Annotated in this window: 28 protein-coding genes; 12 read left to right on the plus strand and 16 right to left on the minus strand. The window is 60.8% G+C overall.

The window, feature by feature from the left end; all coding sequences use genetic code 11:
• Nucleotides 1-430: 430 nt before the first annotated feature.
• From CKO36_RS00820 to CKO36_RS00840, 5 genes are all read right to left on the minus strand, one after another.
• Nucleotides 431-1,168, minus strand: a complete 738-nt coding sequence (locus CKO36_RS00820) for an alpha/beta hydrolase (RefSeq protein WP_200279213.1) — start codon at nt 1,166-1,168, stop codon at nt 431-433.
• A 340-nt stretch (nt 1,169-1,508) separates the two neighbouring features.
• The gene (locus tag CKO36_RS00825) at nt 1,509-1,796 is read right to left on the minus strand and encodes a DUF6790 family protein (protein ID WP_200279215.1); all 288 of its coding nucleotides are present in this window, start codon (nt 1,794-1,796) and stop codon (nt 1,509-1,511) included.
• Between the two features lie 3 nt (nt 1,797-1,799).
• Nucleotides 1,800-2,690, minus strand: a complete 891-nt coding sequence (locus tag CKO36_RS00830) for an SDR family oxidoreductase (RefSeq protein WP_200279218.1) — start codon at nt 2,688-2,690, stop codon at nt 1,800-1,802.
• 588 nt (nt 2,691-3,278) lie between these two features.
• Nucleotides 3,279-4,277, minus strand: coding sequence for a hypothetical protein (locus CKO36_RS00835; protein ID WP_200279221.1), 999 nt, complete (start codon nt 4,275-4,277; stop codon nt 3,279-3,281).
• Nucleotides 4,278-4,338: 61 nt separating this feature from the next.
• Nucleotides 4,339-4,680, minus strand: coding sequence for a hypothetical protein (locus CKO36_RS00840; RefSeq protein ID WP_200279224.1), 342 nt, complete (start codon nt 4,678-4,680; stop codon nt 4,339-4,341).
• A 213-nt stretch (nt 4,681-4,893) separates the two neighbouring features.
• Between CKO36_RS00840 and CKO36_RS00845 the strand changes: the two genes are divergently transcribed.
• Nucleotides 4,894-5,883 carry a diguanylate cyclase gene (locus CKO36_RS00845; protein WP_200279227.1) on the plus strand — a complete coding sequence of 330 codons (990 nt, stop codon included), beginning with the start codon at nt 4,894-4,896 and terminating at the stop codon, nt 5,881-5,883.
• Nucleotides 5,884-5,939: 56 nt separating this feature from the next.
• Here CKO36_RS00845 and CKO36_RS00850 read toward each other — a convergent pair whose 3' ends face one another.
• Genes CKO36_RS00850 through CKO36_RS00870 form a run of 5 tightly spaced genes read right to left on the minus strand, consistent with a single transcriptional unit; the run spans nt 5,940 to nt 10,557 of the window.
• Entirely contained in the window at nt 5,940-6,956 is a 1,017-nt protein-coding gene (locus CKO36_RS00850; RefSeq protein ID WP_200279229.1) for a nickel/cobalt transporter, read from the minus strand.
• 49 nt (nt 6,957-7,005) lie between these two features.
• Entirely contained in the window at nt 7,006-7,710 is a 705-nt protein-coding gene (locus CKO36_RS00855) for a DUF1007 family protein (RefSeq protein WP_200279232.1), read from the minus strand.
• A complete protein-coding gene (locus CKO36_RS00860; RefSeq protein WP_200279234.1) occupies nt 7,697-8,953 on the minus strand; it encodes a DUF4857 domain-containing protein in 1,257 nt (418 codons plus the stop codon). Before CKO36_RS00860 ends, CKO36_RS00855 begins: the two co-directional genes overlap by 14 nt.
• A 9-nt stretch (nt 8,954-8,962) precedes the next feature.
• A complete protein-coding gene (locus CKO36_RS00865) occupies nt 8,963-9,634 on the minus strand; it encodes a hypothetical protein (RefSeq protein WP_200279237.1) in 672 nt (223 codons plus the stop codon).
• Between the two features lie 11 nt (nt 9,635-9,645).
• Complete coding sequence (locus CKO36_RS00870; RefSeq protein WP_242469302.1) at nt 9,646-10,557, minus strand: ABC transporter ATP-binding protein; 912 nt, start codon at nt 10,555-10,557, stop codon at nt 9,646-9,648.
• Between the two features lie 191 nt (nt 10,558-10,748).
• On the opposite strand from CKO36_RS00870, the gene CKO36_RS00875 reads away from it, so the two are divergent.
• The 8 genes from CKO36_RS00875 (at nt 10,749) to CKO36_RS00910 (ending at nt 16,379) form a co-directional block, all read left to right on the plus strand.
• Nucleotides 10,749-11,069 carry a hypothetical protein gene (locus CKO36_RS00875; protein ID WP_338053392.1) on the plus strand — a complete coding sequence of 107 codons (321 nt, stop codon included), beginning with the start codon at nt 10,749-10,751 and terminating at the stop codon, nt 11,067-11,069.
• Between the two features lie 94 nt (nt 11,070-11,163).
• Nucleotides 11,164-12,219: a DUF4198 domain-containing protein gene (locus CKO36_RS00880; RefSeq protein WP_200279243.1), complete on the plus strand. Its 1,056-nt coding sequence runs from the start codon at nt 11,164-11,166 to the stop codon at nt 12,217-12,219.
• Nucleotides 12,220-12,255: 36 nt separating this feature from the next.
• Complete coding sequence (locus CKO36_RS00885) at nt 12,256-12,840, plus strand: hypothetical protein (protein WP_200279246.1); 585 nt, start codon at nt 12,256-12,258, stop codon at nt 12,838-12,840.
• Nucleotides 12,837-13,181: a magnetosome protein MamC family protein gene (locus CKO36_RS00890; RefSeq protein WP_476705506.1), complete on the plus strand. Its 345-nt coding sequence runs from the start codon at nt 12,837-12,839 to the stop codon at nt 13,179-13,181. The genes CKO36_RS00885 and CKO36_RS00890 overlap by 4 nt, the downstream gene beginning before the upstream one ends.
• Nucleotides 13,178-13,369 (plus strand): carbon monoxide dehydrogenase, encoded by a 192-nt coding sequence (locus CKO36_RS00895; protein ID WP_200279252.1) that lies wholly within the window; start codon nt 13,178-13,180, stop codon nt 13,367-13,369. The genes CKO36_RS00890 and CKO36_RS00895 overlap by 4 nt, the downstream gene beginning before the upstream one ends.
• 54 nt (nt 13,370-13,423) lie before the next feature.
• Nucleotides 13,424-13,828: a YtxH domain-containing protein gene (locus CKO36_RS19475; protein WP_242469303.1), complete on the plus strand. Its 405-nt coding sequence runs from the start codon at nt 13,424-13,426 to the stop codon at nt 13,826-13,828.
• Nucleotides 13,829-13,879: 51 nt separating this feature from the next.
• On the plus strand, nt 13,880-15,985 hold the full coding sequence (locus CKO36_RS00905; RefSeq protein ID WP_207161351.1) for a heavy metal translocating P-type ATPase: 2,106 nt from the start codon (nt 13,880-13,882) through the stop codon (nt 15,983-15,985).
• Nucleotides 15,986-16,067: 82 nt separating this feature from the next.
• On the plus strand, nt 16,068-16,379 hold the full coding sequence (locus CKO36_RS00910) for a FeoA family protein (RefSeq protein ID WP_200279258.1): 312 nt from the start codon (nt 16,068-16,070) through the stop codon (nt 16,377-16,379).
• Here the strand turns inward: CKO36_RS00910 and CKO36_RS20360 are convergent.
• The gene (locus tag CKO36_RS20360; RefSeq protein ID WP_420826300.1) at nt 16,264-16,944 is read right to left on the minus strand and encodes an HMA2 domain-containing protein; all 681 of its coding nucleotides are present in this window, start codon (nt 16,942-16,944) and stop codon (nt 16,264-16,266) included. The two genes, CKO36_RS00910 and CKO36_RS20360, sit on opposite strands and share 116 nt — an antisense overlap.
• Before the next feature lie 111 nt (nt 16,945-17,055).
• On the opposite strand from CKO36_RS20360, the gene CKO36_RS00915 reads away from it, so the two are divergent.
• The 3 genes from CKO36_RS00915 (at nt 17,056) to CKO36_RS00925 (ending at nt 20,937) form a co-directional block, all read left to right on the plus strand.
• On the plus strand, nt 17,056-18,291 hold the full coding sequence (locus tag CKO36_RS00915; RefSeq protein WP_200279261.1) for an LbtU family siderophore porin: 1,236 nt from the start codon (nt 17,056-17,058) through the stop codon (nt 18,289-18,291).
• An 81-nt stretch (nt 18,292-18,372) separates the two neighbouring features.
• On the plus strand, nt 18,373-19,632 hold the full coding sequence (gene serB / locus CKO36_RS00920) for a phosphoserine phosphatase SerB (protein ID WP_200279265.1): 1,260 nt from the start codon (nt 18,373-18,375) through the stop codon (nt 19,630-19,632).
• Nucleotides 19,633-19,731: 99 nt separating this feature from the next.
• A complete protein-coding gene (locus tag CKO36_RS00925) occupies nt 19,732-20,937 on the plus strand; it encodes an ammonium transporter (RefSeq protein WP_200279268.1) in 1,206 nt (401 codons plus the stop codon).
• A 7-nt stretch (nt 20,938-20,944) separates the two neighbouring features.
• On the opposite strand, the gene nifM is transcribed toward CKO36_RS00925, so the two are convergent.
• The 5 genes from nifM to nifV are packed head-to-tail and all read right to left on the minus strand — an operon-like array spanning nt 20,945 to nt 24,499.
• Complete coding sequence (gene nifM, locus CKO36_RS00930; protein WP_200279271.1) at nt 20,945-21,856, minus strand: nitrogen fixation protein NifM; 912 nt, start codon at nt 21,854-21,856, stop codon at nt 20,945-20,947.
• Entirely contained in the window at nt 21,853-22,323 is a 471-nt protein-coding gene (locus tag CKO36_RS00935) for a nitrogen fixation protein NifZ (RefSeq protein ID WP_200279273.1), read from the minus strand. The genes nifM and CKO36_RS00935 overlap by 4 nt, the downstream gene beginning before the upstream one ends.
• Nucleotides 22,307-22,654 (minus strand): nitrogenase-stabilizing/protective protein NifW, encoded by a 348-nt coding sequence (gene nifW / locus CKO36_RS00940; protein ID WP_200279275.1) that lies wholly within the window; start codon nt 22,652-22,654, stop codon nt 22,307-22,309. The genes CKO36_RS00935 and nifW overlap by 17 nt, the downstream gene beginning before the upstream one ends.
• Before the next feature lie 55 nt (nt 22,655-22,709).
• Complete coding sequence (locus CKO36_RS00945; RefSeq protein WP_200279277.1) at nt 22,710-23,261, minus strand: hypothetical protein; 552 nt, start codon at nt 23,259-23,261, stop codon at nt 22,710-22,712.
• A gap of 32 nt (nt 23,262-23,293) precedes the next feature.
• A complete protein-coding gene (gene nifV / locus CKO36_RS00950; RefSeq protein WP_200279279.1) occupies nt 23,294-24,499 on the minus strand; it encodes a homocitrate synthase in 1,206 nt (401 codons plus the stop codon).
• Nucleotides 24,500-24,712: the final 213 nt, after the last annotated feature.

Consider the following 24,712-nt stretch of genomic DNA (forward strand, 5'->3'; position numbering starts at 1 on the left):
GGCTCACTTCGATGGTGATCTCTTCGCCCGAACGCCGAACAACCGTGGCCATGATCGCTCCTCGCCTCATCATTTACAGAGGCTTAGAGCATACTCCTCGAAATAACATCTTGTCGAGGCCGCACCCCGTCGGACTGGCTTAGGCCCTGGCTTTCTTAGCTTGAGCACGCGCTTGAGGCGTTGCTCCAGATCCTCAACAAAGGCATCGGGACCGAGCGGCCGCCCGGTACTGGCATGGGTGTGCAGTCAGTCGCCAATGTCTAAGAAGCTGTCTGAAAACCCGTTTATGACAGGATAGGCGTGTCGGTTCATCGTGATCCCCCCTTGGCGCAAGGGCACCAGAAAACTCATCGGCTATCCTCATGAGGTAGCAGCGTCTCGGACTTTGCTCCAGAGGCTTTGACCATTGATCGAAAGGGGAATTAGGTTTTCAGACAGCTTCTAACCCTTGCCCCCGCGCGATCCTGTCGAGCAGACTGGCGGTCGACTCGGGATCGGCCAGCATCATGTCGTGGCCGCTCCGAATACGATGGATCTCCCAGCCGCCACCGAGGGCACGCTCGACGGACATCGCAAGCGATGGCAACTCGGGGTCAGTATGTTCGATGTAGACCCGCCTGAGCGCATCCAGCGCCGCCGGCTCGAACGTCAAGCGATCGGTCAGGCATTTCAGCGGAAAGTCGGTCAACCGCGGCGTGACCAGCGCGCGCAGCCCGGGATCACGAATGCCCCATTGATCCAGGAATCGAGGCATCGCCGGCAATCGCCAGCCATCCCCCTGTTCCCGCGCCAAACTCAGATACCGATCACGCGTTTCCTGCGGCTGGACATCCAGCAGGCACTCACCCGGCCGGGCCAAGAATCCGCCAACCACCACGAGCGTGCGGACCTTTCCGGCCAGCCGTTCTGCCAGCGGTCCAGCGAGGATCCCCGCATAGGAATGGAGCACCAGGACCGCATCGTCGATCGCCTCGAAGAAGAACAACTGCTCCAGATCGCGCAGATGCGTCCCAATCCCCACCTCGGGCGTCAGCAAGTGCGAACGCTCACCCTGCCCCGTCAACGAAGGCCTGTGGACCCGATGCCCCGTGGCAGTCAGCCGATCGGCCACCACGCGCCAACACCAGCCACCATGCATCGCCCCATGCACCAAGACCAAAGTCGCCATTTCCAGTGCTCCAACCCCGATTGGGAAAGCCAGAAACCCGAGTATAGAACCCTGGGTCGGCCCCCTTCCCGTGACAGAGTGAACGAAGTCCACATGGACTTGATCGATCGACTAGCCGAGCAGCACATCCAAACCGCCCTGAAGCGACTTGCCACCGATCTCGACAGCCGCCATGCGATAAAGGATATACCGCACATCATCAACAGGCTTCATGCGCGGAAGATTGTTGCCAGCACCAGGAAAAGCCACTCCCTCATTTTCCCGCCCCCTGCTCACTCGGCCTTTCCGTCACTTCAGTTCCCCGTGAGTCCATTCGCGGCCCCGCGACGCGCGGATTCCTCTATTGCGCGTAAAGCAGTGCGAAGCCGACGACCGGCAGCAGTAGATCTGTCCAAAGAATCGACCCCGCATTACCTGGGGCTAGATTCTCTGTCGTTAGGATCTGATAGACATGTCCACCGGCCGCACCCAGCAAAAACAACGCCGGTGGGATAAAGGTCGCCACCCGAAATGAGAGACCTTGCCAGAACGCGATCACTCCGGCCACGCCCAAGATGAAAAAGGTAACTGTAGGATTCGACAACACAAGCTCAACAAGCTCAACAAGCTCAATGAAGGAAGCGATCATCGATTACTCTTCTTTGCCGTTTTGAAAAACCGCCACCGACGACTCAGCATCACGAAGGGCGGAAAAGTACGCTCGCAACGAATGATTCCCATACTTGGGGGCAAGCATTTCCATCGACATGACCGTCAAAAAGAACTCGATCGGCCCATAGATTCGAATACCGGCAAACGTTCTGGCCACCTTGAGGGTCAGGTTCGCCACCCACTGCGGGATATAGGTGATCTTGGGTTCACGCCCCAAAACTTCGAAGGCCATCATCGCGATCTCGTTCTGAGAAAGCACTTGCGGTCCACCGACCTCAAGCTCACCATCGCATTCGTCGATCGCATCGACGCAAACCTTCGCCAAATCTTCACCATGAATGGGATTCGATGTCAACTTGCCGTGACCCAAGAGATAGATCCGCCCTTTGTTCGCCATATCAAAAAACTCGGCTACATCCGAGAAAAAGCCATTTGGGCGGACAACACAGACGTCCAAACCAGAACCCTTCAATTCATCGACAAACCGCTCCTTCGCATCACAGATCTTCAAGTGCCTGAGCTTGTTGCCATTTAAGACTGAAACATAGACAAACTTCTTGACCCCGCTACGCCTCGCCTCCTCCAACAGGTTCATATTCGCCTGATAGTCGACGTCCATGTAAGTGAGACCATCCTTTTGCCGCGTGATACCTACGGTCGAGATCACGACATCCATACCCTCGCAACAACCTGCGATCGATTTGGGAATCGTCACCTCCGCCTGGATGACCTCATCAACCTCGACCTGCTTGCGGTCCAAGGCCTGCGGATTGCGCACAATTGCCCGGCAATGATGGCCGCGTCTTCGAAGCTCTTTCGCGATATAGCCTCCCAGATAGCCTGTCGCTCCCGCCAACAAGACGTTTTTCATGCACGCAAACCCCGCCACGCGATTCGATCAGAAAGAAAAAGGCCGGCTCACAGAGAACAAGGCAAAACCATCCACCTAAGGATCGCTGCTCACAAGGCCGCGGCCGTCGTTTCGAGCGCAGAATAGGTAGAGTAGAGAGCAGGCGTCCTGCATCCGTAGATCCGGCCTATCTGTTGCCGCCCCTTTCGTCTGGCGGTGCCTCAATAGCCAAATCATAGCCAAAGTATACCCCCCCTACTCCATCAATACGTGCATGCAGTTGTACTCGGCATAGGCTTTATCGCTGCGCGCCTCGATCGCGTCCCAGCAAAACAGGTTCGTTTGTGTCATGGCCACCAAGGGGTCTCTCCTCTTCAGGGGAGCGTCTCGGCAACGACAAGGATCCCTTGGTGGCCGCCCTTTTTCATCCCCTGTGGGGTGGCTGGGGTGATTGTTTCCGTCCTCGACTGAGCGTCATGCGCAAGTCATTAATTGTTCGTTCATCGCTGAGGCAAAAGAACTCTTACCCGACTTCTAGGCTCATTCAATTCAGGGGGTTAGAGACTGCACAAATGTCTCCGGTTGTGAGAGCACGGCTTGGCTGCCGACTCAGTTTCGCAGCGCGTCGATCAGGCGCCGCCACAAAGGTGGTTCGCGTCCGCCGGGTTCCGCAACCGCGCCCAGCATCGCCACCGCCCGACCCTGGTGGTCGTACAGCCGCAGATGTCGCATCCCCCCACCTTCCACTACCCAGGCGGTGGCCAGCTCTTGGTGGGCAAGGCTCAGGGCGACATCCTTCCCGCGCAGCCAGCGGCGCCCCGCATGGAGTTGTGAATGCGTCAGCGACAGGCGGCGATACACCAATACCCCCGCATTCCCCGTCGCACACCACAAGGGTTGATGCTGGTCGGTGCAGATAGCAAGCAGGCCGGAGATCAGCTCGGGGTCGACGGCGCTGGCATGGCCCATTGCCCGCAGGCGATGGCTGTCCAACGCGAGGCACCCGGTCAGTTCCGCGAGATCGGCATCGGTCAAGCCCGGAATCACTGCGGCTGTGGTCTGGGCCAGGATGGCCCACACTGGATGCGAACCGACGTCATGCAGGGAGGACTGCTGGCGGCCCGACGCCAGATCCAACCAGATGCGCGGGCCGCCCCCTCGGGTCTTTATCAAGGCGTCCAGCGCAAAGGCGAAACCCGGTGTCACCCGGCGAGGCAGCAGCCGCAGCAAGGTCTCCCCGCGCGGGCTTTCCAGGGTCAACGCGCGCCCCCCCGCCACCCCCCAAAGCCATGCCCATTGCTGGGGCAGCCACAGCACGACGCCGTCTTCACCAACCGAGGTGCGCGCAACACCGCTTGCATCGAGGCGCGACGGCAACGGCGCCGGCATGGCCAACGTCAGAGCCGCGTTGCCCGCTTCCATCCACAGCGGCCCGAGGCAGCCGATATCCGCAAACAAGGCAACGGCCCGCGCTAGGCGATCCGCATCCAGGATCACTTCTGGCTCCGCTGCGCGTGAAGCCGTGCGGCGACGCGTCGGCTGCTCGACGATTGCCCCGCCGGACTGCCCTAGGGCACCGCCCAGTACGCTATAAGGTTCTGCAAACATAAATCCTGTCCTCGCATGGATAAAGAATGAATCGGTGTCGTCTCGTTGCGTACACGAGGGATCAGCCGGGCTGATGACCGCCATGGCCAGCCAGCCAGAACCAATGGCGCACTAGGCCGCGATAGGTGCAATGGCATTCGGGATCGCTGCACACCTCAGGGTGCCAGGCGAGACTCGCGCAGCAGGCACCGACCTGTTCAGCCAGAACCCGCGAGGGCGTGCGAACATAGCGCAGCATCAGATCGGCGACGCGCTGGCGCAGATGGTCCGCGCTTGGACGGGGCTGAATGTCTTCAAGCGAGAAGGCGTGGGGCTCGGACCACAGAGTCGATATCTCGCAGCTATCGGCGTCGATTCGGGACTGGCTGCGAGCGGATACCGGTGACTCGGGAACATTAGACATGGCGAAATCTCCCTGCAACTCAAACGGCAAAAATTCATATTGCGAACGATTCGCATTTAGAATAGACTGGGTTCTCGTGACAGTCAAGTGCCTTTGTTCACCCTGTTCTGCACCGGAATTTCACGATGTCACTTCCAGCCCCAGCCCCAGCCCCAGCCAACCCGAGCACTATTTACAACGACCGTCGCCATGCAACTACGTCTGATTAACCGCGTGCACTTGTCTGTATTCATCATTCTGCTGCTTGGTTATGCAGGCTTCGGGCCGCTGCTCTACGGGCTCGAACTGGCCGCACTCGAAACCCTGGCCATCTTCATGCTGTTGAACCTGGTCGCACTTTATGCGCTGTTGCCGTTGTTCATGCCGTGGATTGCCGCGCGCGATATCCGTGCAATTCAAGCCGTGTTGACCGGACTCAAGCAGGGCAACTTCCGGGTGCCGATTCAAATCGCACCCCAACCCCAGGATCCTAATGACGAGAACGAACTTAACCGCCTGAAGCGCGACATCGAGCGCATGCGCGCCAGCATTTACACCCGCGAATCCATGGTCCATCGCCAGTCCGAGCGCATTCTCAAGTTGAACGAAGCCCTGCGGCGCGAGGCCACCACCGATCGACTGACCGGACTCTACAACTCACGCTATTTCTGGGAACGCATGGAGGATTGCCTGGAGGCTTACTGGCATCACGGAACGGCCTTTTCCCTGGCGCTGCTGGATATCGATTTCTTCAAGCGCGTTAACGACACCTATGGCCATCTCGGCGGTGACCGGGTGCTCGCCAGCCTCGGCGCCTTGCTGCGCGGGAACGCACGCGACAGCGACATCGCTGCACGCCTGGGCGGCGAAGAATTCGTTTTGATTTTGCCCGGTGCCACCGCCACTGCCACCGCAAGCCTGCTGGACCGCTTGCATCAGCAGTTGCGCACCACGCCCATCGTACTTGACGACGATCGTTCCATTCAGGTGACCGCCAGCATCGGCTATACCACGTTAGGCGAGCCGGGATCGGCGACGATCGACCACCCCGATCACGCATCGCCGCAGGAGATCGTCAAACGCGCCGACGAGGCACTCTATTGGGTCAAGCGCCATGGCCGCGACGCGGTCATGTCTTGGGACGCCTTGCCGATCCCCCCAACGACGCCGATATCGAAACATCAGCACAGCAAGCAGTGCGGATATGTCAGAACATCCGCTTAGGGCAGCGGCCGGGCATTGCGCATCATTGCATTCCCATGGCTGAAAACAGCAAAGGTTCAGCCTCCAACCGCATGCACGTTTTGGGATACTGTGGCGGATAACAAGGGATGCGAAGGCGCCTTGGCACTGCCTTGCAACAGCAGTAAACCGATCGCCAGGATGGCCAGGCCGCCAAGAATGGTGCTGATGGGACTCACCAAGCGCCAGTATGGGTGAGGACGAACGGGCAGGCGCTCCAGCCAATAATTGGCTTGCACCGCTAAGGTGGCCAAGAGCGAGACGGTAATGGCGGTTCCGAGTGACATGGCCAACACGGCCAGGATGCCTGCCAGCCAGAGGTTGAGCAAATTGGCCACGGCCAGCACCATCACCGCGCCGGTGCAGGGGCGGATGCCAACGGCCATCACCACCAGCAACCGGGTGCCAAGCCCGGGGCTGGCTGCCACGGGCAGGACAGACTCCGCCGCGCAAGATGCCAGCGCTTGCCGATCGCCGCGCGCCCTTGCCGGGTCTTGGCTCCCACGCCAAGCCCAGAGTTTTCGCAGCCCACGCAGAATCAACCAAGCGCCCAGCAGCGCGACCAGCGTAAAACTTATCATGTTGACTAGGCGCACTTGCCCCACCGCATCGCGTGCCAACCAGCCACCGACCTTGACCAGGGCGAACACCAACACAATGGCGGTCACCCCCTGCGCCAGAGCGGCCAGGGTGGCGATCAGAACCCCTTGGCGCGCACGCTGGCGATGCGTTAACAGATACGTCGAAATGACCAATTTTCCGTGCCCGGGCCCGGAGGCATGCAGCACCCCGTACAGAAAACTGACCAGCACCAAAACACCGGCGGTTGTGGCACTGGGCGTGGCTTGCAGTTGACGCAAGCGCTCAGACAGTTGCCTCTGGAGTTGGCGTTGCTGTTTGAGTACCCAGGCGCGTGCATTCAACAGCACCTGCTCTACCACACCGGGCGTGGCTTGCACTGGATGACTCACCGGCGTCTGGTCGGGAGCAGCGCCGGTCAAAGGCGATGCCGGTGCCGACGGTGCCAAGGTGAGCATCAACATCATTATCAGCATCAGGACCGGCGCCAGTCGAGCTTTCAAGGACATCACGCGCATTAGACAATCACTCGCATTGCATGTGAACCCACTCAGCAAAATGGCGCCCCAGATCCGGATCGCCCGTCTCATTCATCCCCAACGCGGCGGCCTGGGCCATCTGCGCCAGGGACGGATTAGGTGGCTGAATCTTGATTTGGCAGGCGGGCGCCAGAGCGTCAGTACGAATGGCATCCTTGCTCTCTTCGTGCAACATCTCGATGTAGAAGGTCGGATCGGCAATGGCATAACTGAACCGACTGGCGGCCAGGGACCGAGGTTTGTCCAGCAGCACCTCGAAGGACAGTCGTAGGCGGTCCTGTTCGGCTGTCATCACTGAAGCCCCCGGGCTGATATCCACAATCGGTTCGCCTTCCAGTTCCAGCGTGGTGAAATACCGGTAGTCCGCAAGGTTCTCCAGGATTCGCGCCGCGATGGCCGCAAGCCATGCCTCCTCGTTGGCGCCCTTCACCTCGGAGCCGACATCCTCAAGCACGATTTGGCTATAGTAGGGATCGAAGAGCCATTCCTGGTAAAGCCCGGTCAGCTCGCCCGCCTCATTGGCCATCACTGTCACCCGCAGATCGATCCAAGCGTGCGGATGCGCCCATGTCCAGGCAGGCAAACTCAACAGGATTACCGTGATGACAGAAAATATAAATTTTTGTGTATAACACAATCTAAATGAACAACAAAGGTGCATAATATTCGGCTCCAACTCACTGCGATACATTCTCTTCCGGCGGGAACAACAAGAACGCGATCAGGCCCATAAAACCGGTCAGAACCACCAATGCCAGGAAAGCTCGGTTTGCCAGCAGAGGCGCGCGGCGCCAGCGCAGCCAGGCGAGCGCCAGCACCAGCGCGAGGCCACTGCCGATGCAGGCTTTGGCACCATGCCAGCAGAGGCGCAGCTGCAAATAGCGTGACTCGGGCAAGCGCCATTGCAGGCTGAAGGGCGTCAGGCTATCCCAGAGGGTATCGACCAGGCGTGGTTCGGCCATGGCCATGCGCCTTTGATAGTGGGCGATAGGAGTGAAATCGCGTTGCATCGCCACTGCGTGAATGTCCTGGCGGTCGGAGTAGATGGCGGTACGATAGAGCGGATTGAAGAGAATTTTCAGCTCCATGCGCTCCGGGTCGAAAGCGGGCAGCTCCAGGGGAATCAGCGGATCATCATCGCGACCGAGCAAATACAGCTGGCCATCCTCGGCGAGCAGAAAGCCCAGATGGGCGCTGCCCGTGTTTTCGCTGATCTTCAGCGCGCGCACCTTGAGGCCCTCCGGCAGCGGCACCAGCCGCACCCAGGGTGCGCCGTCAACGCGCTTGAGCTGAAAGAGCGCGCCCGTGTCATCGAGCAGAAAATAGCCGGCGTCGAAGGCCTTGAGAATGGATACCCGCCCGAAAGTGGCCCGCACCGGGAAGACAAAGCCCGCATCATCGAGCGCGCGGGTAAAGGTGGCCGTCAGGGTCGGATCGCGGCGATTGGCATCGCTGTCGATGAAGGTCAGCGCCTGGCCAGGGCGCATGATGTTTTCGGGAAAGCGCAGTCGGGAGCGTCCCGGGTTCGATTCCAGCAGCGGGAAGAGTTGAATGCGCGGGGCCCGCGCGGGCAGATCCCGGGGCTCGAATTCGAGCACCAGGCGCTCGGCGCGAATCGCCGCCTTATCGAAGCGCTGCCCGGCCAACTCCAGCGGCAGCTGGCCCCAAAGCTCCATGTTCTTGTAATAGATAAAGGGGATGAGCTGCTCGAATTCCTCGCGGCTGTAATCCCGGCCGTCCTGGTCGCGATAGACGAATTGATGTCCGGTGCCGAGCAACTCCTTGTAGACGAAGCGCTCGATGACCGGACTGTAGAAGAGCTGCGTCTTGCCAAAGCGGTACTCAAACAACAGCGCTTTGACCTGCGGCAGCCAGATGGCGAGCAGGGCAAGGGTCAAGGCGATCAACGACCAGCGGGCAATGCGTGCGGTCATGGCGTTCCCCTAGAGACTGGCCTGATGGCGATAACGATGGGCAGGCAGAATGACCGCCGGAACGTACAGCAGCGCGAGCAGCAGCAGCGCGGGCATGACCAGGTCGTATTCCTGATAGCCGCGTTCCTGGAAGAGCAGGCCGACAAAGGCCAGACTGACACCCAAATAGGCCAGTCGGCGCGGCCAGGCCGGCTCCAGCAGGGCCAGGGTGGCGCCGCAATAGGCCACCCAGCCCGCCAGCAGCCAGGGTAAGGCAGTCAGCACCGCACTCGCCGCTGCCTCGCGCGGAAACCAAAGGCCAATCAGCCCGTAAAGGCCAATGGCATCCAGCGCGCTCAAGGCGGCGCCAAGCAACGCACCCACCGCCAGCCAGCTCCACACCAACAGGTCAGCACGCACCGGCAAATGCAACGACAGGCGAAAGCGCCCGTGCAGTCGTTCAGGGCCAAACTGCGCCAGCGCCAGCGCGGCGCCGGTGACCGCTGGCAGGTATTGCAGCGGCGTATGGAGCAAGCGCCGCAACTCGAAGGCCCAGTACCAAATCATTTCCGAGTGCTCGACTTGGAACTGATAGCGCAACGCTAGCCCCAGATAGGCGAGCAGACCGAGATGCACCACCAGCAGCGCGGCCAGAGTCCAGCGCAGCTTCAGCCACTCTTTTAGCAGGATTGCTTGCCACATGCGAATCAGTCTCAATATTTTCCGGTCAGCCCAATAAAGGCGTCTTCCAAGGTCATCGGCAGTTCCTCGCCGAGCGCGATCTCCGGGCATCGGGCGGCCAGATGCCTGGCGACCTGGTCGCGCTCGGCAAAGCTATACAGACGTGGTGGTCGGGCGAAAACATCCGGGTTGTGGATGATGGCATCGGCTGCTGGCGGTTGGGCGCTGGCTGGCAGAGAGAAGGCAAAACAGCGGAAGCTGTGGCGGAACTCGGCCAGCGGCATCTGCAGGATCTCGCCGCCGCGCTGCAGGAACACCACCTCGTCGACCAGCACCTCCATATCCTGCACCACATGGGAGGTCAGGAACACCGTCTTGCCGCCCTCGCCCAAATAGGCCGCGAGATAGTCCAGAAACAGCCGCCGATAGCCAGCGTCCAACCCCATCGAATAGTCATCCAGAATCATCAACTCCGGATTCTGGGCGAAGATCAGCCCGAGTACCACTTGCGAGCGCTGCCCGCAGGACATCTGGGCGATTTTGTGGTTGCGCGACAGCCCCATGCGGTCGACCAGATCGTAGTACAGCTCAGCGCGCCAGCCGGGATAGAAGGGCCGGTGATAGCGCTCGATCTGAGCGATGCTCATGTAGTCCTGGGTCAGATGGCCCTCGAACAGCAGCCCAATGCGCGCGCGGGTGGCGGGCGAGAGCGCGTGCGAGTCCTGGCCCAGCACTCGGCAATGGCCGCTGCTCGGGCGCAGAAAGCCCATTAGCAGGCGGATCAGAGTGGTTTTGCCCACGCCATTTTTGCCGAGCAGAGCCACCACTCGACCCTTGGTGATGGTCAGGCTGAGATTGCGATAGAGCGTTCGTTGCCCATACCGGTGGGTAATGGCGTCGATCTCAATCGCGGATTCAGGTGGCAGAGGGCGAACAGGAGACATGCCATGTTCAGTGTCGATTTGAGAACACGCCAGTCTAAAGACAACCAGCATCAAATGCAAATGCGAGCGCCTCTTGTTTGCAAAACCATTTATTCTGGGGTAAGATCCGCACATTCGGTTGGGTATTGTCAGCGCAACCCATAGCAATCCTTTGATCTAAAAACATTTATTCTTTAACCCTTAAGGAGAACATGATGCGTCGGCTTTCTTTGTCCGTTCTGTTTGCGACCCTGACCCTAAGCAGCCTGTCCGCCCTGGCGCACACCCCGCTGTGCGCCTGCTACGACATGGGCGATGGTACCATTCTATGCGAAGGTGGCTTTTCCGACGGCTCCTCCGCCTCGGGCGTGAGCATCCGGGTGGTTGACAGTGACGACAATCCGCTACTGGAAGGTGAGATGAGCGAAGACAGCGAGTTTGAGTTCGACAAGCCGGATGGCGATTACACCGTGGTTTTCGATGCCGGCCCGGGTCATAACATCGAGATCGACGGCCAAGACATCGTTGAATGATGCCGATGTCGGCCAACCACATATAAGCAGCTTTATCGACACTTCGCTGAGTAACACTTCACTATCAACACTCTAATCAGGAGAATTCTGATCAATGCGCACCCAACTTGCCCTGGCCACTGCGGCCATGCTGACCAGCAGCCTGGCGCAGGCTCACTTTCAACTGCTCTACACCCCCGAAGTCATGCTGGAGAAACCCGGCACCCTGGATTTCAAGCTGGTCTTCGGCCACCCGATGGAAAACGGCCATACCATGGACATGGGCAAGCCTGAAGACTTCTATGTGGTGTTCAAGGGCGAGCAGACCGACCTTACCGACAGCCTTCAGCCCATTACCTGGAAAGGCGCACACAACGAGGCGCAAGCCTACGAAGCCAGCTACAAGGTACGGCGCAATGGTGACTACGCCTTCGTGCTGGTGCCCGCCCCCTACTATGAGAAAAGTGAGGACATCTACATCCAGCAAATCACCAAGGCGTTGATTAACAAAGGCGGCATGCCAACCGACTGGCACGAGCCCCTAGGGCTGAAAACCGAGATTGTGCCGTTGAACAAGCCCTATCAGGTCTATGCGGGTGGCAGCTTCACCGGGCGACTGTTGCGCAACGGGGAGCCGGCTGCGGGGGTCGAATGCGAAATCGAATACATCAACACTACAATCGACATGAACGCTAACGCCTTTGCTGCCGATGCCTTGGGCGATGTGCCTCCCTCCGCAATCGTGACGATCACCGATGCCGACGGCGAGTTTACCTTCGGCATTCCCGGGCCGGGTGTTTGGGGCTTTGCCTGCCTGGGATCAGGACCGGACACCGAGTATGATGGCAAAGAACTGTCACAGGATGCGGTATTGTGGATCAATGCCAGCCCTCTTGACACCACGGGCGCACCGGCCACGGCGGCGCACGCATCCACCCACATGGAGGAACCTGACACCGCCAATACGCAACCCCTGACCCAGGATCAAGTCCGCGAGCTGCAACAGGCACTCGCCACCATTGGGCTGTACCAGGGCAGCACCGACGGCGTCCCCGGCCCTGGTACCACCAAGGCGGTTGAGCTTTTCCAGCGCGCCCACGGCATCGACGGCACCGGCGAGGCCACTTCCGCCCTGCTGGCGAACATCGTTCAAATAGCCAAGCAGCTATGAGTCCATTATCCGCACACCACACCAGAGATTAGAAGCATGAGTGAACAGTCCACCGGCGGCCCACCTGAATCAGCTGGGCCATCGACAGCAGGCAATGCGTGCGCCGAGGCACCTGCCCAGCCGACCTCTCCACCCGGCCCACCACCGGCATGGGCGCCCGAGGCACCAGCCGTTACAGGACATGGACCAGGGCCGGGTTCCCCTTATCCACCGCCTCCTGGCCCGTTTCCGCCGCATGGTTATGAGGCGGCCTATGGAGCTTATGGATATGCACCTGGATATGCGCCGCCCGGCTATGCGCCACCGCCCGGCGCTGGGTATCCTCCAGGCTATGGCGAACCCGGGCCGGGCGTTGCGCATGGACAGCCTGGCGCTCAGGATCACACCGGCCATGGCCGCCAGGCCGGTGTCTCCCAGGTCATCGACGAGCTGGCCAGCGGTGGCAATGGCCTCAACAGCCTGAGCCGCCTGCTCAACTTCGATGACACCGAATTCTGGAAAGGCGCCCTGGTCGGGGCGGCGGCGGTGATGCTGTTGACCAACGAATCGGTGCAAAACACCCTGTTTGGCGGCCGTGCGAAGAACAGCCGGTCCGGAAACGATCAAGGGGCTGACGGATGAATTATCCACCGAACCTACCCTCATCGCCGCCCCACCCCCCTCCGGGGGATCTGTGCGTGGATCTGACCCAAATGGCGCTGATGGGCGCGGTGATCGGTGCCACCGGCGCGGCCGGTCAGCAGTTACGCGCCATGCAGCTCGGGCGTACCAACGCACGCCAGATGGTGCGCGAGACGGCGCGCACGGCGCTGATCAGTGGCGCGGCCAGTGCGGTTGCCGGCGCAGCGGCGCATACAGTGTCGCGTAACGGTCTGACCCGCCTGGCGGTGTTGCTGGCTGCGGGCACAGCGGTGATGTACGCGGCGCACAGCCGCACCAACCCGGAGGATTCCAATCCATGAGCTCTTCCCAAGGCCCTCAACGCCAGCGCCACGGGGTAAAGAAAAAACTGGTTGAAGGCGCTGGTGGCCTGCTGATCGGTGCGGCCCTGGTGGTTTTTCTGCGCGGTCTGGTCAAGCAGCGCCAGTCACAGGGTCGGTCGTCAGCAGATGCCAACACGCCCGAGGCCCCACCATCGCGCCCGGCTTGAGCCACGGCGCTTGATCCCTTCCATCTTCCTTGTCACCACAGCGAGCATCTCCTAATGAGCGATCCCCGTTTTTCTTCCGTGCACCCCGGCTTGTCCAACAATGCCCACCCCGGTTACGGCCAGGCCAATGCGCCGGGCAGCGGTTCCCAGGGCTTTGGCGCCCAATCAGCCGGCTATGGCTATGGCGCCAGCGGGGCGCAACAGTGGCCACAAAACATGGCCGTGCGCCCCAACCAAAACAGCGGCTCCCTGTTAAATTTCACCAATGATCGCTTCATCAAGGGCGCGCTGATCGGTGCAGCGGCCGCCTACCTGCTCACCAACGAAAGTGTGCAGCGCACCCTGATTAAAAGCGCTGTGCGCACTTGGTCGCTGGTACAGACCGGTGTCGAAGAGGTCAAGGAGCGTTTCCACGACGCCGAGGCTGAAATTCACGCCGAATCCAACCAGGATGACTGAGTCGTACCCGGCCAGGCTGCACCCATCGGCCACCTCCGAACGGTGATGGGTATGCGCTACCAACTGATCCACGAACTGCCCGGTCGGCTGCGCTTACGGGTACCGGCGCTGAACCAGCCTGAGTGTCCCGCCGGGATGCTGGAACGCTGGATGGAGACCAGCCCGGTGATCCGCTCGGTGCGCGTCAACCCCAGAGCCAAGGCGGTAATTCTGGAGTATCAGGGCGCGGCCCAGGAGCGTCGCACGGCTTTGCACCATTTGCGCGAGGCGCGCTTTGACACACTGCCGGCGCTGGATACGGATTTCTACCCGCCTGAGGATGATCTGCTGCCGATGGTTCGAGGGGGGTTGGCCATGCTCGCTCTGCCTCTGCTACCGCTGCCGGTGCGTGGTCTGCTGACGCTGCTCAATGTCGGCCCCACGCTGCTTCACGGGTTGGATACCCTGGTGCATCGGGGGCTGAAGATGGAAGTTCTGGATGCACTGGCGGTGGGACTGGCTGCCACCGGCGGTCAGCATCAGACCGCCAATGTCACCGATTTTCTCCTCAAGCTGGGGGAATTTCTCGAACACCGCACCCAGCGCCAGTCCGATCAGCTACTGCGCCAGTTGTTGCGCCCGCCACCGGCGCTGGCCTGGGTGGAACGTGCGGGCACTCTGATGCAGCTCAGTGCCGATCAGGTGCAGCCGGGCGAGACAGTGGTGGTCGGGGTCGGTGAGGCGATTCCAGTGGACGGCTGGGTGCTGTCGGGCACGGCCTTGGTTAATCAAGCCAGTGTCACCGGCGAGGATGTCCCGGTGCGCAAGGAAGCCCCGGCGCGAGTGATCGCCGGCTCCACCCTGATGGAAGGACGCTTGCAGATCGAAGCGGCGCGCGTCGGTGCCGAGACCACCCAGGCACGGGTGGCCGGCTTCATCCAGCAGGCACTCGATCAGCGCTCAGCCACCCAGTGCCTGTCCGAGCGCTTGGCCGATCAGCGGGTGTCTTTGACCCTGGGCACCGGTGCTCTGGTCTATGCGCTGACCCGTGATCTCAGCCGTCTGCAAGCGGTGTTTTTGGTCGATTACTCCTGCGCGCTCAAGCTCGGCACCCCGGTGACCTTCAAGGCAGCGCTGTCGAAAGCGGCGCACCACGGCGTCCTGATCAAGGGCGGTGAGGCCATTGAGCAACTCGCCGAGGTCGATACTCTGGTGTTCGACAAAACCGGCACCCTGACCGAAAGCGCGCTGGAGGTCACCGACACCCTGGTGCTCGACAAGCACAGCGGTTGTGCCAGTCAGGGCGCCTGCACCGAAACCGATTTGCTCGCCTTGGTGGCCTCGGTTGAAGAACACGCCAGTCATCCACTCGCTCAGGCGGTGGTGGCGGCTGCACGCGAGCAGCAACTGCCGCACATCTCCCATGGCGAGATCGATTATCTGGTCGCCCATGGGCTGTCTGCCGATGTGAAGGGCGGGCGCATTGTGGTGGGCAGCCGCCATTATCTCGAAGAACACATGGGGATTCGCTTCCAGCGTCATGAATCCACCATTAACCGGCTGCTCAACGAGGGCAAAACGCTGCTCTATGTCGCCAATGTCCAGGGGCCAGTTGGTGTGATCGCGCTGCGCGATCGCCCACGCGCCGAAGCCCCCGAGGTGATGATGCAGCTGCGCACCCTCGGCATACAACGCTTGATCATGCTGACCGGCGATCGCCGTGACAAAGCCGAAGCCCTGGCCGCCGAACTGGGGCTTGATGAAATTCATGCCGAACTGGAGCCTGAGGCCAAGGCTGAAATCATCGAGCAGCTACGCGCCGCCGGGCGCCGTGTCGCCTTCGTCGGCGATGGCATTAACGACGGTCCAGCACTGGCAGCTGCCCATGTTGGCATCGCCATGCCGCGCGGCACTGACATTGCCCGTGCCACCGCCGACATTGTTTTGCTTGAGGATCAGCTCGCCGCCATCGCCAGTGCCCGCGCGCTGAGCACCGGCACCATGCAGCTAATCCGCAACAACTTCAAGATCGCCGTGGGGGTGAATACCGCACTGCTGGTGGGGGCGGTGTTTGGGCGCATTTCACCCATTACCAGCGCCCTGTTGCACAATGGCACCACCATTGGCGTGCTGTTAAATGCGTTGCGTGGTCCTAGCTCCGACTCCAGAGCTCCCTAATTCCGCAGTCAGCCCCCGCAGTCAGCCCTGGCCGCTCACACCGCCAGCCCTTTAACCCTTAGTTCTGACCAAGAGAGACATCATGCCCCGTTCCCAACATCGCACAGGTGGTCGCCATCAACGCCAGCGCGGTCATCGTTCAGGTGATTGCATCCGTGAAATTCGCACACTTGATGAGATCCCTCCAGGAGGGCGGGCACGGATTCGTGGCCACCGCGCTCATGGCGCGGTGCGTCAGCGTTTGCTTGACCTGGGGTTGCATCCCCAGGCCGATGTCATCATGGTGCGCGCTGCTCCGCTCGGAGACCCGCTGGAAATCCAGCTAGACTCGTCTTTAATCGCCCTAAGGCGCGCTGAGGCCGTGCTGATTGACATTGATGCGGTGAGTGACTAAGCACAGACCCGAGCTCGCCATTCCACCAGCAGCGCAAGGTTTGGCGCATCATCCAACGGCTGAGCCGCACATTCATGCGGCACAGCATGACAATGCCAGGCGCCGGTGGCCCAGAGAGGGCCAGGCTTTGCGCTGGTTCGCGACGCTTGAATCGCTCGCGAATCATGAGCGTGGGCAATCGCCACCAGCCGCCCTGTGACTGGCGCTGGGACTTGGGCAACAACGCACCTGCTGCGGCGCCCGCAACAACGACGGCCGCCGTGGGTGTGCTTGCGGGGAGCAAAGCCTGCAAGCGTTGCTGCAGCGCTTCGGCGCTGACGCGCTGCGGATCATGGCGTATCACAACACTGGCACACGTCGGATTGGCGCGAACCGCATGAACACCATCGCAGCGCCGCAGCTGATCAGGTAATGCACTGGCAAGACGGGAATCGGTGCGCAACAAGGGAAGATGCAGGCGCAGGCGCCCTGGAACCTGATGGCGAATCTCAAGCATAGCGGAAAACTCCTCACAAAAACTTGTGCACAGTATAGTATTGCGAAAGATTCTCAAAAGCAATAGCATTGTTGTTGCAAAAACTGCACAATACCGTTGCAAAACGCCGTCAGTTACGCTATAAAACAAATGCGACTGATTCGCTTTCTTTTTAATTTACCCTTCTGAGTTCAGGCTCCCATGACAATCAGTAAATCTCTCACAGGCGCGGCCGCCGCCGCGCTCGCCAGTACCCTTAGCGCACCCAGCTTTGCTCAGTTGACCCTTGAACAACGGGTCGAGCAGCTCGAACGCGAAAACGCCCGGCAGGCGACACAGATCGCCGAACAGCAACAAGCGTTCAGCGGTGCCCCGCAGCGCGTTGGCAAACTCGAAGACGCCTTGGACAGCGGCCTAGGTGGCGGCTGGTTCCAAAACATTGAGATCGGCGGGGTGATCGAAGTCGAGGCCTCCTACATCGACCCCTACGAGGGTGATTCCACCTCGGATCTGGTGCTCGCCACCTTCGAGCTCGGCCTGGCTTCGCAGGTGAATGACTGGGTCGGCATCGAGGCCTCGCTACTTTATGAAGATGACGACACCGATCTGGAAGTCGATCTGGCCTTCATTACCATTCATAACCCGGATGTCTCGCCGGTGTTCTTCACCGCCGGGCAGTTCTATGTGCCCTTCGGCGTCTACGAGACCAATTTGGTCTCGGACCCGCTAACGCTGGAAATTGGCGAAAGCCGCGAGGTCGCCGCGCAGCTCGGCTTTCTTTATGAGGGTTTCAATGGCAGCGTCTATGCCTTTAATGGAGACAATGACATCAATGGCGATGACCGCATCGAAAGCTGGGGCGTCAATCTGGGCTATGCGATGGACACCGACCGCTACAGCCTGACCGTCGGCGCGGGCTATATCAATGATCTCGGTGACTCCGACACCCTACAAGATAGCGTAGCCGATAACCGCTCAGACGCTTACCAAGCGCTGGTGGATGGCGAAGATCCCCGGGCTAGCTGGTTCAGTACCGATCCGAGTGAGCGCACCGGCGGTTGGACAGCCAACATGGGCGTTGGTGTCGGTGACTTCAGTTTCATTGCCGAGTACCTGTCGGCCAGTGACCGTTTCGACGTCGACAGCTTGGCCTACCGCGACAAGGGCGCCGAACCCTCAGCCTGGAATCTTGAGATCGGCTACAATTTCCCGGTCTTTGGGCGCGACAGCGTCGCTGCACTTGCGTATCAGGGCACCGAAGAAGCCGTTGCCCTGGAACTGCCCGAGACCAGTTGGCTGATTGGTTGGTCAGTGGAGGTCTTCGACCGCACCGCGTTGTCGTTTGAATACCGCCACGACAGCGATTACAGCCGCCGCAATGGCGGCACGGGCGAAGACGCCAGCGCAGTCGTCGCACAGCTGGCGGTTGAGTTCTAAGCCTGATCCACAACAAACCCGCCAGGAAAACCCGGCGCCGCCGGTAGGCAGCACCGGGCCCCCTCCCACACGGCAACGCCTATGCAAGAAGTCGTTTTGATCGAAGTGACCGGGCGCGACCGCCCCGGCCTCACCATGACCCTGACCCAGACCCTGGCGCGTAATCGGGTGCGCATCCTCGACATCGGCCAGTCGGTGATTCACAACACCCTGGCGCTTGGCCTTCTGGTCGAGCTGCCCGCCGACAACGCCGGCTGTCAGGTGTTTCGTGAGCTGTTGTTCGCCGCCCACCGTCTGGGGTTGGATGCGCACTTCACCCCCATCGAATCCGACGCCTATGAAGACTGGGTGCGTGAACAGGGCCAGCCGCGCCATATTCTGACCCTGCTGGGCAGCGTCATCAACGCCGAGCACATCGCCCAGGTCTCCGCTGTGGTCAGTCAGCAGGGGCTGAACATCGACCAGATCACCCGACTGTCGGGGCGCATTTCCCAACGCCCAGCGGTTGCCGAGCCACCCGCGCATGCGGCCGGTACTCGCCCGGCCTGCGTGGAACTCTGGCTGCGCGGCCCAGTGCCGGACATCTCCGCCCTGCACGCCAGCTTTCTGGAGCTGGGCAGTCGGCTTGATGTCGATATTGCCATTCAGGAAGACGACATTTTCCGCCGCAACCGCCGCTTGGTGTGCTTTGACATGGACTCCACCCTGATCCAGACCGAGGTCATCGACGAGTTGGCCGCCGCCGCTGGTGTCGGCGCACAGGTTGCTGCTATCACGGAACGCGCCATGCGCGGCGAGCTGGACTTCAGCGCCAGCTTCCACGAGCGGGTTGCGCTACTTAAAGGACTGGAAGAATCCGTGCTGGCCGAGATCGCCGCACGGTTGCCAATCACCGAGGGCGCCGAGCGGCTGATTGGCAGCTTAAAGGCACTGGGCTACCGCATCGCCATTTTGTCCGGTGGCTTTACCTATTTCGCCGAGTATCTGCAACAGCGCTTGGGCATCGACATCGTCCACGCCAATCCGCTCGACATTCAGGATGGCCGCCTGACCGGCCAGGTCACCGCCCCCATCGTCGATGGTGCGCGCAAAGCCCAACTGTTGCGCGAAATCGCCGCTCAGGAAGATGTGCGTTTGGAACAGGTGATTGCCGTCGGTGATGGCGCCAATGATCTGCCGATGCTGGCCATCGCCGGACTGGGCATTGCCTTTCATGCCAAGCCCGTGGTGAAGGAGCAGGCGCGGCATTCGCTGGCCTCAGTGGGATTGGATGGCATTTTGTATCTGTTGGGGATGCGGGATCGGGATTTGGAAGCATTGCGTGAGGTGGGAACATCGTAATCCTCCACGCCGGCATGGCAGTCAATACATAGCCGTTGGTACGCTTTATGCTTTGATGGCGCCGCTCCCAGTACAACAACGTTAAAGAGGAGGTCAAGTATGGAGCCACTGCAAGCCGGCACCGATGTCCTGTTTCTGCTCATCGGCGCCGTGATGGTGCTCGCCATGCACGCCGGATTCGCATTTTTGGAAGTCGGGACTGTGCGCGCGAAAAATCAGGTCAATGCGTTGTCCAAGATTTTAAGCGACTTTTCAATCTCGACCATCGCCTATTTTTTCATCGGTTTTCTGGTCGCTTATGGCGTCAATTTTTTCCAAGATGCCAACGCTTTACAGGACAAGAACGGCTATGAGCTTGTCAAGTTCTTCTTTCTGCTCACCTTTGCGGCCGCCATTCCCGCCATCATCTCCGGCGGCATTGCCGAGCGCGCACGCTTCTATCCACAGCTGCTCGCCTCCTTTGTGATCGTCAGCCTGATTTATCCTTTCTTCGAAGGCATCGTCTGGAACGGCAATCTTGGGGTTCAGGGGCTGATCGAACAAGGATTCGGCGCACCATTTCATGACTTCGCTGGCTCCATTGTGGTGCATGCGATGGGCGGCTGGATTGCCCTCGCCGCCGTGCTGCTGCTCGGTCCGCGCTCCGGGCGCTATCGCCACGATGGCAGCATGACCGGGCATCCGCCATCGTCCATTCCGTTTCTGTCACTTGGCGCCTGGACGCTAACAGTTGGCTGGTTCGGCTTCAATGTGATGTCGGCGCAGAGCGTCGAAGCGGTCAGCGGCCTGGTGGCCGTCAATTCCCTGATGGCCATGGTCGGTGGTGTGCTGGCAGCCCTGGTTGTTGGAAAAAATGATCCGGGATTCCTTCACAACGGCCCCCTCGCTGGTCTGGTCGCGGTCTGCGCCGGCTCAGATCTGATGCACCCTCTTGGTGCGCTAGTGGTTGGAGTCGTCGCTGGTGCGCTCTTTGTCGTCACCTTCACCCTGACCCAGAACAAATGGAAAATTGATGACGTGCTCGGCGTTTGGCCGCTCCATGGCCTGTGCGGTTTATGGGGTGGGATTGCCGCTGGCATCTTCGGACTCGAAGCCCTTGGTGGCATGGGCGGAGTGAGCTTCATCGCGCAATTGGCCGGTAGCCTGCTGGGCGTCGTGATTGCACTCGCCGGGGGCTTCACCGTCTACGGCATCATCAAGCTCACCCTGGGTCTGCGCTTAAGCGAGGAACAGGAATACCAGGGCGCCGACCTCAGCATTCATCGGATTACCGCCGAACCGGACTACAACCGCGGCGAAGTTTGACCCCAACCTACACGAGTGGGCGATTCTCCACAGCCTTGTCGCAGGCGCGCAGCTCGCTGATCCAAGCCTTTTGGATCTCGCGCTGGCGGCGCTCGGTCAGGGCCTGGTGAATACGCTCACGGGCTTGGGCAAAGCTGGCCTGGCGCGCGGGGGTGATGGACTCGCAGCACAGCAAATGAAAGCCCAGCGGGGATTCAAGCACGCCACTGATCTCGCCTTCGGCCAACGCGAAGAGGGCGGCATCCAGGGCCGGGTAGAGCTGCCCGGCGGTTAGGGTGCCGAGACGGCCGTCTTCGAGTGCGCTGGGACACTCGGAATGAGCACGCGCGAGCTGGCCGAAGCCGGCGATATCGCCACAGGTGACTTGCGTGACCAAGGACTCAATGCGCGCGCGTGCCGCCGGGCGGCGGTTCTCGGCGAACTCATCATTGATGGTAACGAGCAGATGCCGCGCGGTGCGGGTCTCGGGCTGACTGAAGCGCTCGGCATGCAGCTCGTAAAACAGCTGCTCGTCGGCTTCGGTTACGGGGGCATGACGCGCCCCGACGGCACGCATTACCGCATCGAAACGCAGTTCGCGCTGCAAGGCCCGACGCAACAGGGCGAGATCCAGGTCGTTGAGTGCCAGTTCGCTGAGAAACTCCCGCTCATCGCTGTAGCGCGCGCGCAACTGGTTCAGCGCCTGCTCGATCTGCTGCTCGGGGATCACCACATCGCGGGCCTCGGGCGCGTTCAGCACCAGGGTTTCGAGGGCGAAACTTTGCGCCGCGCGCGCTTCGACCTCAGGCCACTGCTCGTCGGACAGAGCGGCCAGACCGCAGGAGAATTTGTCCGCCGCCGCCCGCAGCCGATGATAGTGATACTCCGCTGGCTGCTCGGAGGGGGGCTGTGTGGAGGTTGCCTCCGTGACGCCACTCATGCAACAGACTCCGTGGCTGTGAACGATTGATCGGCCGGCTCCAGCGCCGACTCCGGCACTTGCAGCAGATTGGCCTCAGGAAACTGCACATGATAGCCAATCAGCTCGCGCTCGCCACGCAGCACCTTGACCACTTCGCCGGGCGTGCCAGCTTCGACCAGCACCCGGCCAGCACTGGCCAGCGTCAGACTGGCGACAACCTTATCACGCGTATCGAAGCGGCTTTCGACCCAAACGGCCTCTGCCGGCTGCAATTCCTGCTCGCGACAGCCGACCACCAGATCCTGATCGACGAAGTGCACGCTGTAGATGAGCTGATCCTGCAGGAAAGTGCCGACATCCCGCACATAGCCGGTACTGCCGCGCCGGATCAGCAGCGTGCCCCGATCACGCCCGGGAAAGGTGCCATCATTGCGCAGATGCCGGATGACCCGCACCGCATCGCCGTAATCATACGCCGGACGCATGAGGCATCCCAGCCAGTAGCCCGTCCAGCCCCACCGTCACCGGCGGTTGGGATTGAAACACGCGAAACACCTTTTCTGTCTTGGCATCGGAATGGACAAAGTCGCGATAGGCGCCCTGCAACAGATCGCGATGCAGCGCAAAACGCTCCGCCCCTTCCGCCGGCATGCAATCGATCTGGGCAATATAGTCGTGGAAGCGTTGCAAAATATGCAGACGCTTCACCTGCACGATGGCGGGTTCATAGGGAATGCGAAAATAGTCGAGAAAATCCTCGGCTGTTTCCAGTTCATCGAGATCTTCGAGATTGAAATCCTGGGTCTGATCCATCATGGCGGTCACCTTTTGGTTGGAGGCTGGCTCTGTATAAAATCTAGCGGCATAAAATCTAGCGACGGAACACATGCAGATTATCCCCCGCATTCCGCACTTGCTGCTCGGTCATCAGGGAACGTGCCATGCGCAGCAGGCTGCTGATGCCGAGTCGCCCGTCAGTGTCAAGTTCGGCAAGCTTCTCGAAGCGCTCCAGCGCGGGCTGCGCCTGGCCCAGACGCAATTCCAGGTAGCCCGCGCCCTTGAGCGCCAGCAACAAAAAGCGTGTCTGCGTCATGGAGCGCGCGGCGATCTGTTGCAGTCGGGCCTCATCGAGCGTGCGCCAGTCCTGCTCCAGTCCCAGCGCGCGGTGGCTCAGTGCAATAGCACGTTCGGCCACCATGAGCGCATCCGGCAGGCGATGCTGATAATAATAGTAGCGGTAGAGTGCCACCAGCACACTGAACTGCTCAGGGGCCAGAAAATAGGCGCGCAGTAACGCCCGCTCAGCCCCGGCACCGCCATCGCGACCATAGTCATTGGCGGCGTCCTGCAGCAGTGCCTCGACCTCGGCCGACAGCGGCTCATCGAAGTACATCTCCTGCGCGCTGAAATCGAGTAAATCCACGGGCGGACTCCAAGGTTGAACAATGAGCCGGATTAGAGAATGATGGGCGCAGCAGCGGATCGGGGCGCCGGGGTGGCACTGAGATCAACCTCGGAGAGAAAACCGCGCAAATCCGCCGTCTCCGGCGAGCGCTTGTTCTCGGTCACAAAGCGGCGCACGCGCGTCAGCAGAGAGTTGGCCTGCTCGGCCGTCAGGGAGGTATTGAGCTGCTCGGCATAGGCGCGGCACAGGGCATGACGCCCCGAGTGCTTGCCCAACACCAGCCGATGCGTGCGCCCTAGTTCGGCCGGGTCGATGCCTTGATAGTTGCGCAAGTCTTTCATCAACCCATCGACATGGATACCGGCCTCATGGGTAAAGGCGCCAGCGCCGATCAAGCTTTTTTGCCAGGCAACCGGCCGCCCCGAGGCGCTTGCCACCAGCTCTGAGAGGCTGTCGAAATGGGTCAGATCAACCCCCGTCACACAGCCATGCACATGCTTCAGGCCAATCGCGACTTCCTCCAGAGGCGCATTACCGGCGCGTTCCCCCAGCCCATGCACGGTCGTATTGACATGGGTGGCTCCAGCCCGCACCGCCGCCAGGGTATTGGCCGTGGCCATGCCCAGGTCATCATGGGCGTGCATTTCAATCTCGCAGTCGGTGCGTGCGCGCAGATCGCTCAGTGCCGCAAAGACGCCGAAGGGATCCATCAGCCCCAGGGTGTCGGCATAGCGCACCCGCCGCGCTCCGGCAGCCTGGGCCGTTTCAGCAACCCGCCAGAGGAATTCCGGATCAGCGCGCGAGGCATCCTCACAGCCGACGCCCACCTGAAAGCCCAGCTCCAGCGCGCGCGGCACCTGCTGGCGAATCTGCGCCAGCACCCAGTCGCGATCCCGCCCCAGCTTGCGCGCAATCTGCTGATCCGACACCGGAATCGACAGATCAATCAAGTCCACCGCCAGCCCGCGACTCGCCGCCAGATCGGCCTCGACCATGCGCGCCCACACCATGAGCTGCGCACGCAGCCCCAGCGCAGCCACCGCTTCAATCGAAGCACGCTCTTCGGTCCCCATGGCCGGAATGCCGATTTCCAGCTCCGGCACGCCGAGCGCATCCAAGCCACGTGCAATGGCCAATTTTTCTTCCAGCGAAAAAGCCACACCAGCGGACTGTTCGCCATCGCGCAGCGTGGTGTCATTGATCACAACCACCGCCGGCGCCCGGCTCGGGTGAATGGCCATGGGCGGTTTTGTCATGCAGGTCTTCTCCAGCAAAATCCCAAATACCCTGATACCCTCAGCTCAACCAGTTCGACGCCAAACCAGTCGCTGAGTATTACCAGAGCAGAAGCAAAACCCACGCCAACCATTCAATCAAAGAATAAACAGACACTTAACTGCTACCCAGGCGACACTTGAAGCCTTCCCGACAGCCGGCCCGGGATCATTGTCGGCTTGGTTGCAAGCCCC

Source organism: Rhabdochromatium marinum, assembly GCF_016583795.1.
Taxonomy (GTDB): Bacteria; Pseudomonadota; Gammaproteobacteria; order Chromatiales; family Chromatiaceae; genus Rhabdochromatium; species Rhabdochromatium marinum.

What these genes read in the sequence shown, in the direction of transcription:
- CKO36_RS00820 (WP_200279213.1), bottom strand. Translation starts at nt 1,168, where the DNA reads ATGGCGACTTTGGTCTTGGTGCATGGGGCGATGCATGGTGGCTGGTGT.
- CKO36_RS00825 (WP_200279215.1), bottom strand. Translation starts at nt 1,796, where the DNA reads ATGATCGCTTCCTTCATTGAGCTTGTTGAGCTTGTTGAGCTTGTGTTG.
- CKO36_RS00830 (WP_200279218.1), bottom strand. Translation starts at nt 2,690, where the DNA reads ATGAAAAACGTCTTGTTGGCGGGAGCGACAGGCTATCTGGGAGGCTAT.
- CKO36_RS00835 (WP_200279221.1), bottom strand. Translation starts at nt 4,277, where the DNA reads ATGTTTGCAGAACCTTATAGCGTACTGGGCGGTGCCCTAGGGCAGTCC.
- CKO36_RS00840 (WP_200279224.1), bottom strand. Translation starts at nt 4,680, where the DNA reads ATGTCTAATGTTCCCGAGTCACCGGTATCCGCTCGCAGCCAGTCCCGA.
- CKO36_RS00850 (WP_200279229.1), bottom strand. Translation starts at nt 6,956, where the DNA reads ATGCTGATAATGATGTTGATGCTCACCTTGGCACCGTCGGCACCGGCA.
- CKO36_RS00855 (WP_200279232.1), bottom strand. Translation starts at nt 7,710, where the DNA reads ATGTATCGCAGTGAGTTGGAGCCGAATATTATGCACCTTTGTTGTTCA.
- CKO36_RS00860 (WP_200279234.1), bottom strand. Translation starts at nt 8,953, where the DNA reads ATGACCGCACGCATTGCCCGCTGGTCGTTGATCGCCTTGACCCTTGCC.
- CKO36_RS00865 (WP_200279237.1), bottom strand. Translation starts at nt 9,634, where the DNA reads ATGTGGCAAGCAATCCTGCTAAAAGAGTGGCTGAAGCTGCGCTGGACT.
- CKO36_RS00870 (WP_242469302.1), bottom strand. Translation starts at nt 10,557, where the DNA reads ATGTCTCCTGTTCGCCCTCTGCCACCTGAATCCGCGATTGAGATCGAC.
- CKO36_RS00875 (WP_338053392.1), top strand. Translation starts at nt 10,749, where the DNA reads ATGATGCGTCGGCTTTCTTTGTCCGTTCTGTTTGCGACCCTGACCCTA.
- CKO36_RS00880 (WP_200279243.1), top strand. Translation starts at nt 11,164, where the DNA reads ATGCGCACCCAACTTGCCCTGGCCACTGCGGCCATGCTGACCAGCAGC.
- CKO36_RS00885 (WP_200279246.1), top strand. Translation starts at nt 12,256, where the DNA reads ATGAGTGAACAGTCCACCGGCGGCCCACCTGAATCAGCTGGGCCATCG.
- CKO36_RS00890 (WP_476705506.1), top strand. Translation starts at nt 12,837, where the DNA reads ATGAATTATCCACCGAACCTACCCTCATCGCCGCCCCACCCCCCTCCG.
- CKO36_RS00895 (WP_200279252.1), top strand. Translation starts at nt 13,178, where the DNA reads ATGAGCTCTTCCCAAGGCCCTCAACGCCAGCGCCACGGGGTAAAGAAA.
- CKO36_RS19475 (WP_242469303.1), top strand. Translation starts at nt 13,424, where the DNA reads ATGAGCGATCCCCGTTTTTCTTCCGTGCACCCCGGCTTGTCCAACAAT.
- CKO36_RS00905 (WP_207161351.1), top strand. Translation starts at nt 13,880, where the DNA reads ATGCGCTACCAACTGATCCACGAACTGCCCGGTCGGCTGCGCTTACGG.
- CKO36_RS00910 (WP_200279258.1), top strand. Translation starts at nt 16,068, where the DNA reads ATGCCCCGTTCCCAACATCGCACAGGTGGTCGCCATCAACGCCAGCGC.
- CKO36_RS20360 (WP_420826300.1), bottom strand. Translation starts at nt 16,944, where the DNA reads ATGCTATTGCTTTTGAGAATCTTTCGCAATACTATACTGTGCACAAGT.
- CKO36_RS00915 (WP_200279261.1), top strand. Translation starts at nt 17,056, where the DNA reads ATGACAATCAGTAAATCTCTCACAGGCGCGGCCGCCGCCGCGCTCGCC.
- serB (WP_200279265.1), top strand. Translation starts at nt 18,373, where the DNA reads ATGCAAGAAGTCGTTTTGATCGAAGTGACCGGGCGCGACCGCCCCGGC.
- CKO36_RS00925 (WP_200279268.1), top strand. Translation starts at nt 19,732, where the DNA reads ATGGAGCCACTGCAAGCCGGCACCGATGTCCTGTTTCTGCTCATCGGC.
- nifM (WP_200279271.1), bottom strand. Translation starts at nt 21,856, where the DNA reads ATGAGTGGCGTCACGGAGGCAACCTCCACACAGCCCCCCTCCGAGCAG.
- CKO36_RS00935 (WP_200279273.1), bottom strand. Translation starts at nt 22,323, where the DNA reads ATGCGTCCGGCGTATGATTACGGCGATGCGGTGCGGGTCATCCGGCAT.
- nifW (WP_200279275.1), bottom strand. Translation starts at nt 22,654, where the DNA reads ATGATGGATCAGACCCAGGATTTCAATCTCGAAGATCTCGATGAACTG.
- nifV (WP_200279279.1), bottom strand. Translation starts at nt 24,499, where the DNA reads ATGACAAAACCGCCCATGGCCATTCACCCGAGCCGGGCGCCGGCGGTG.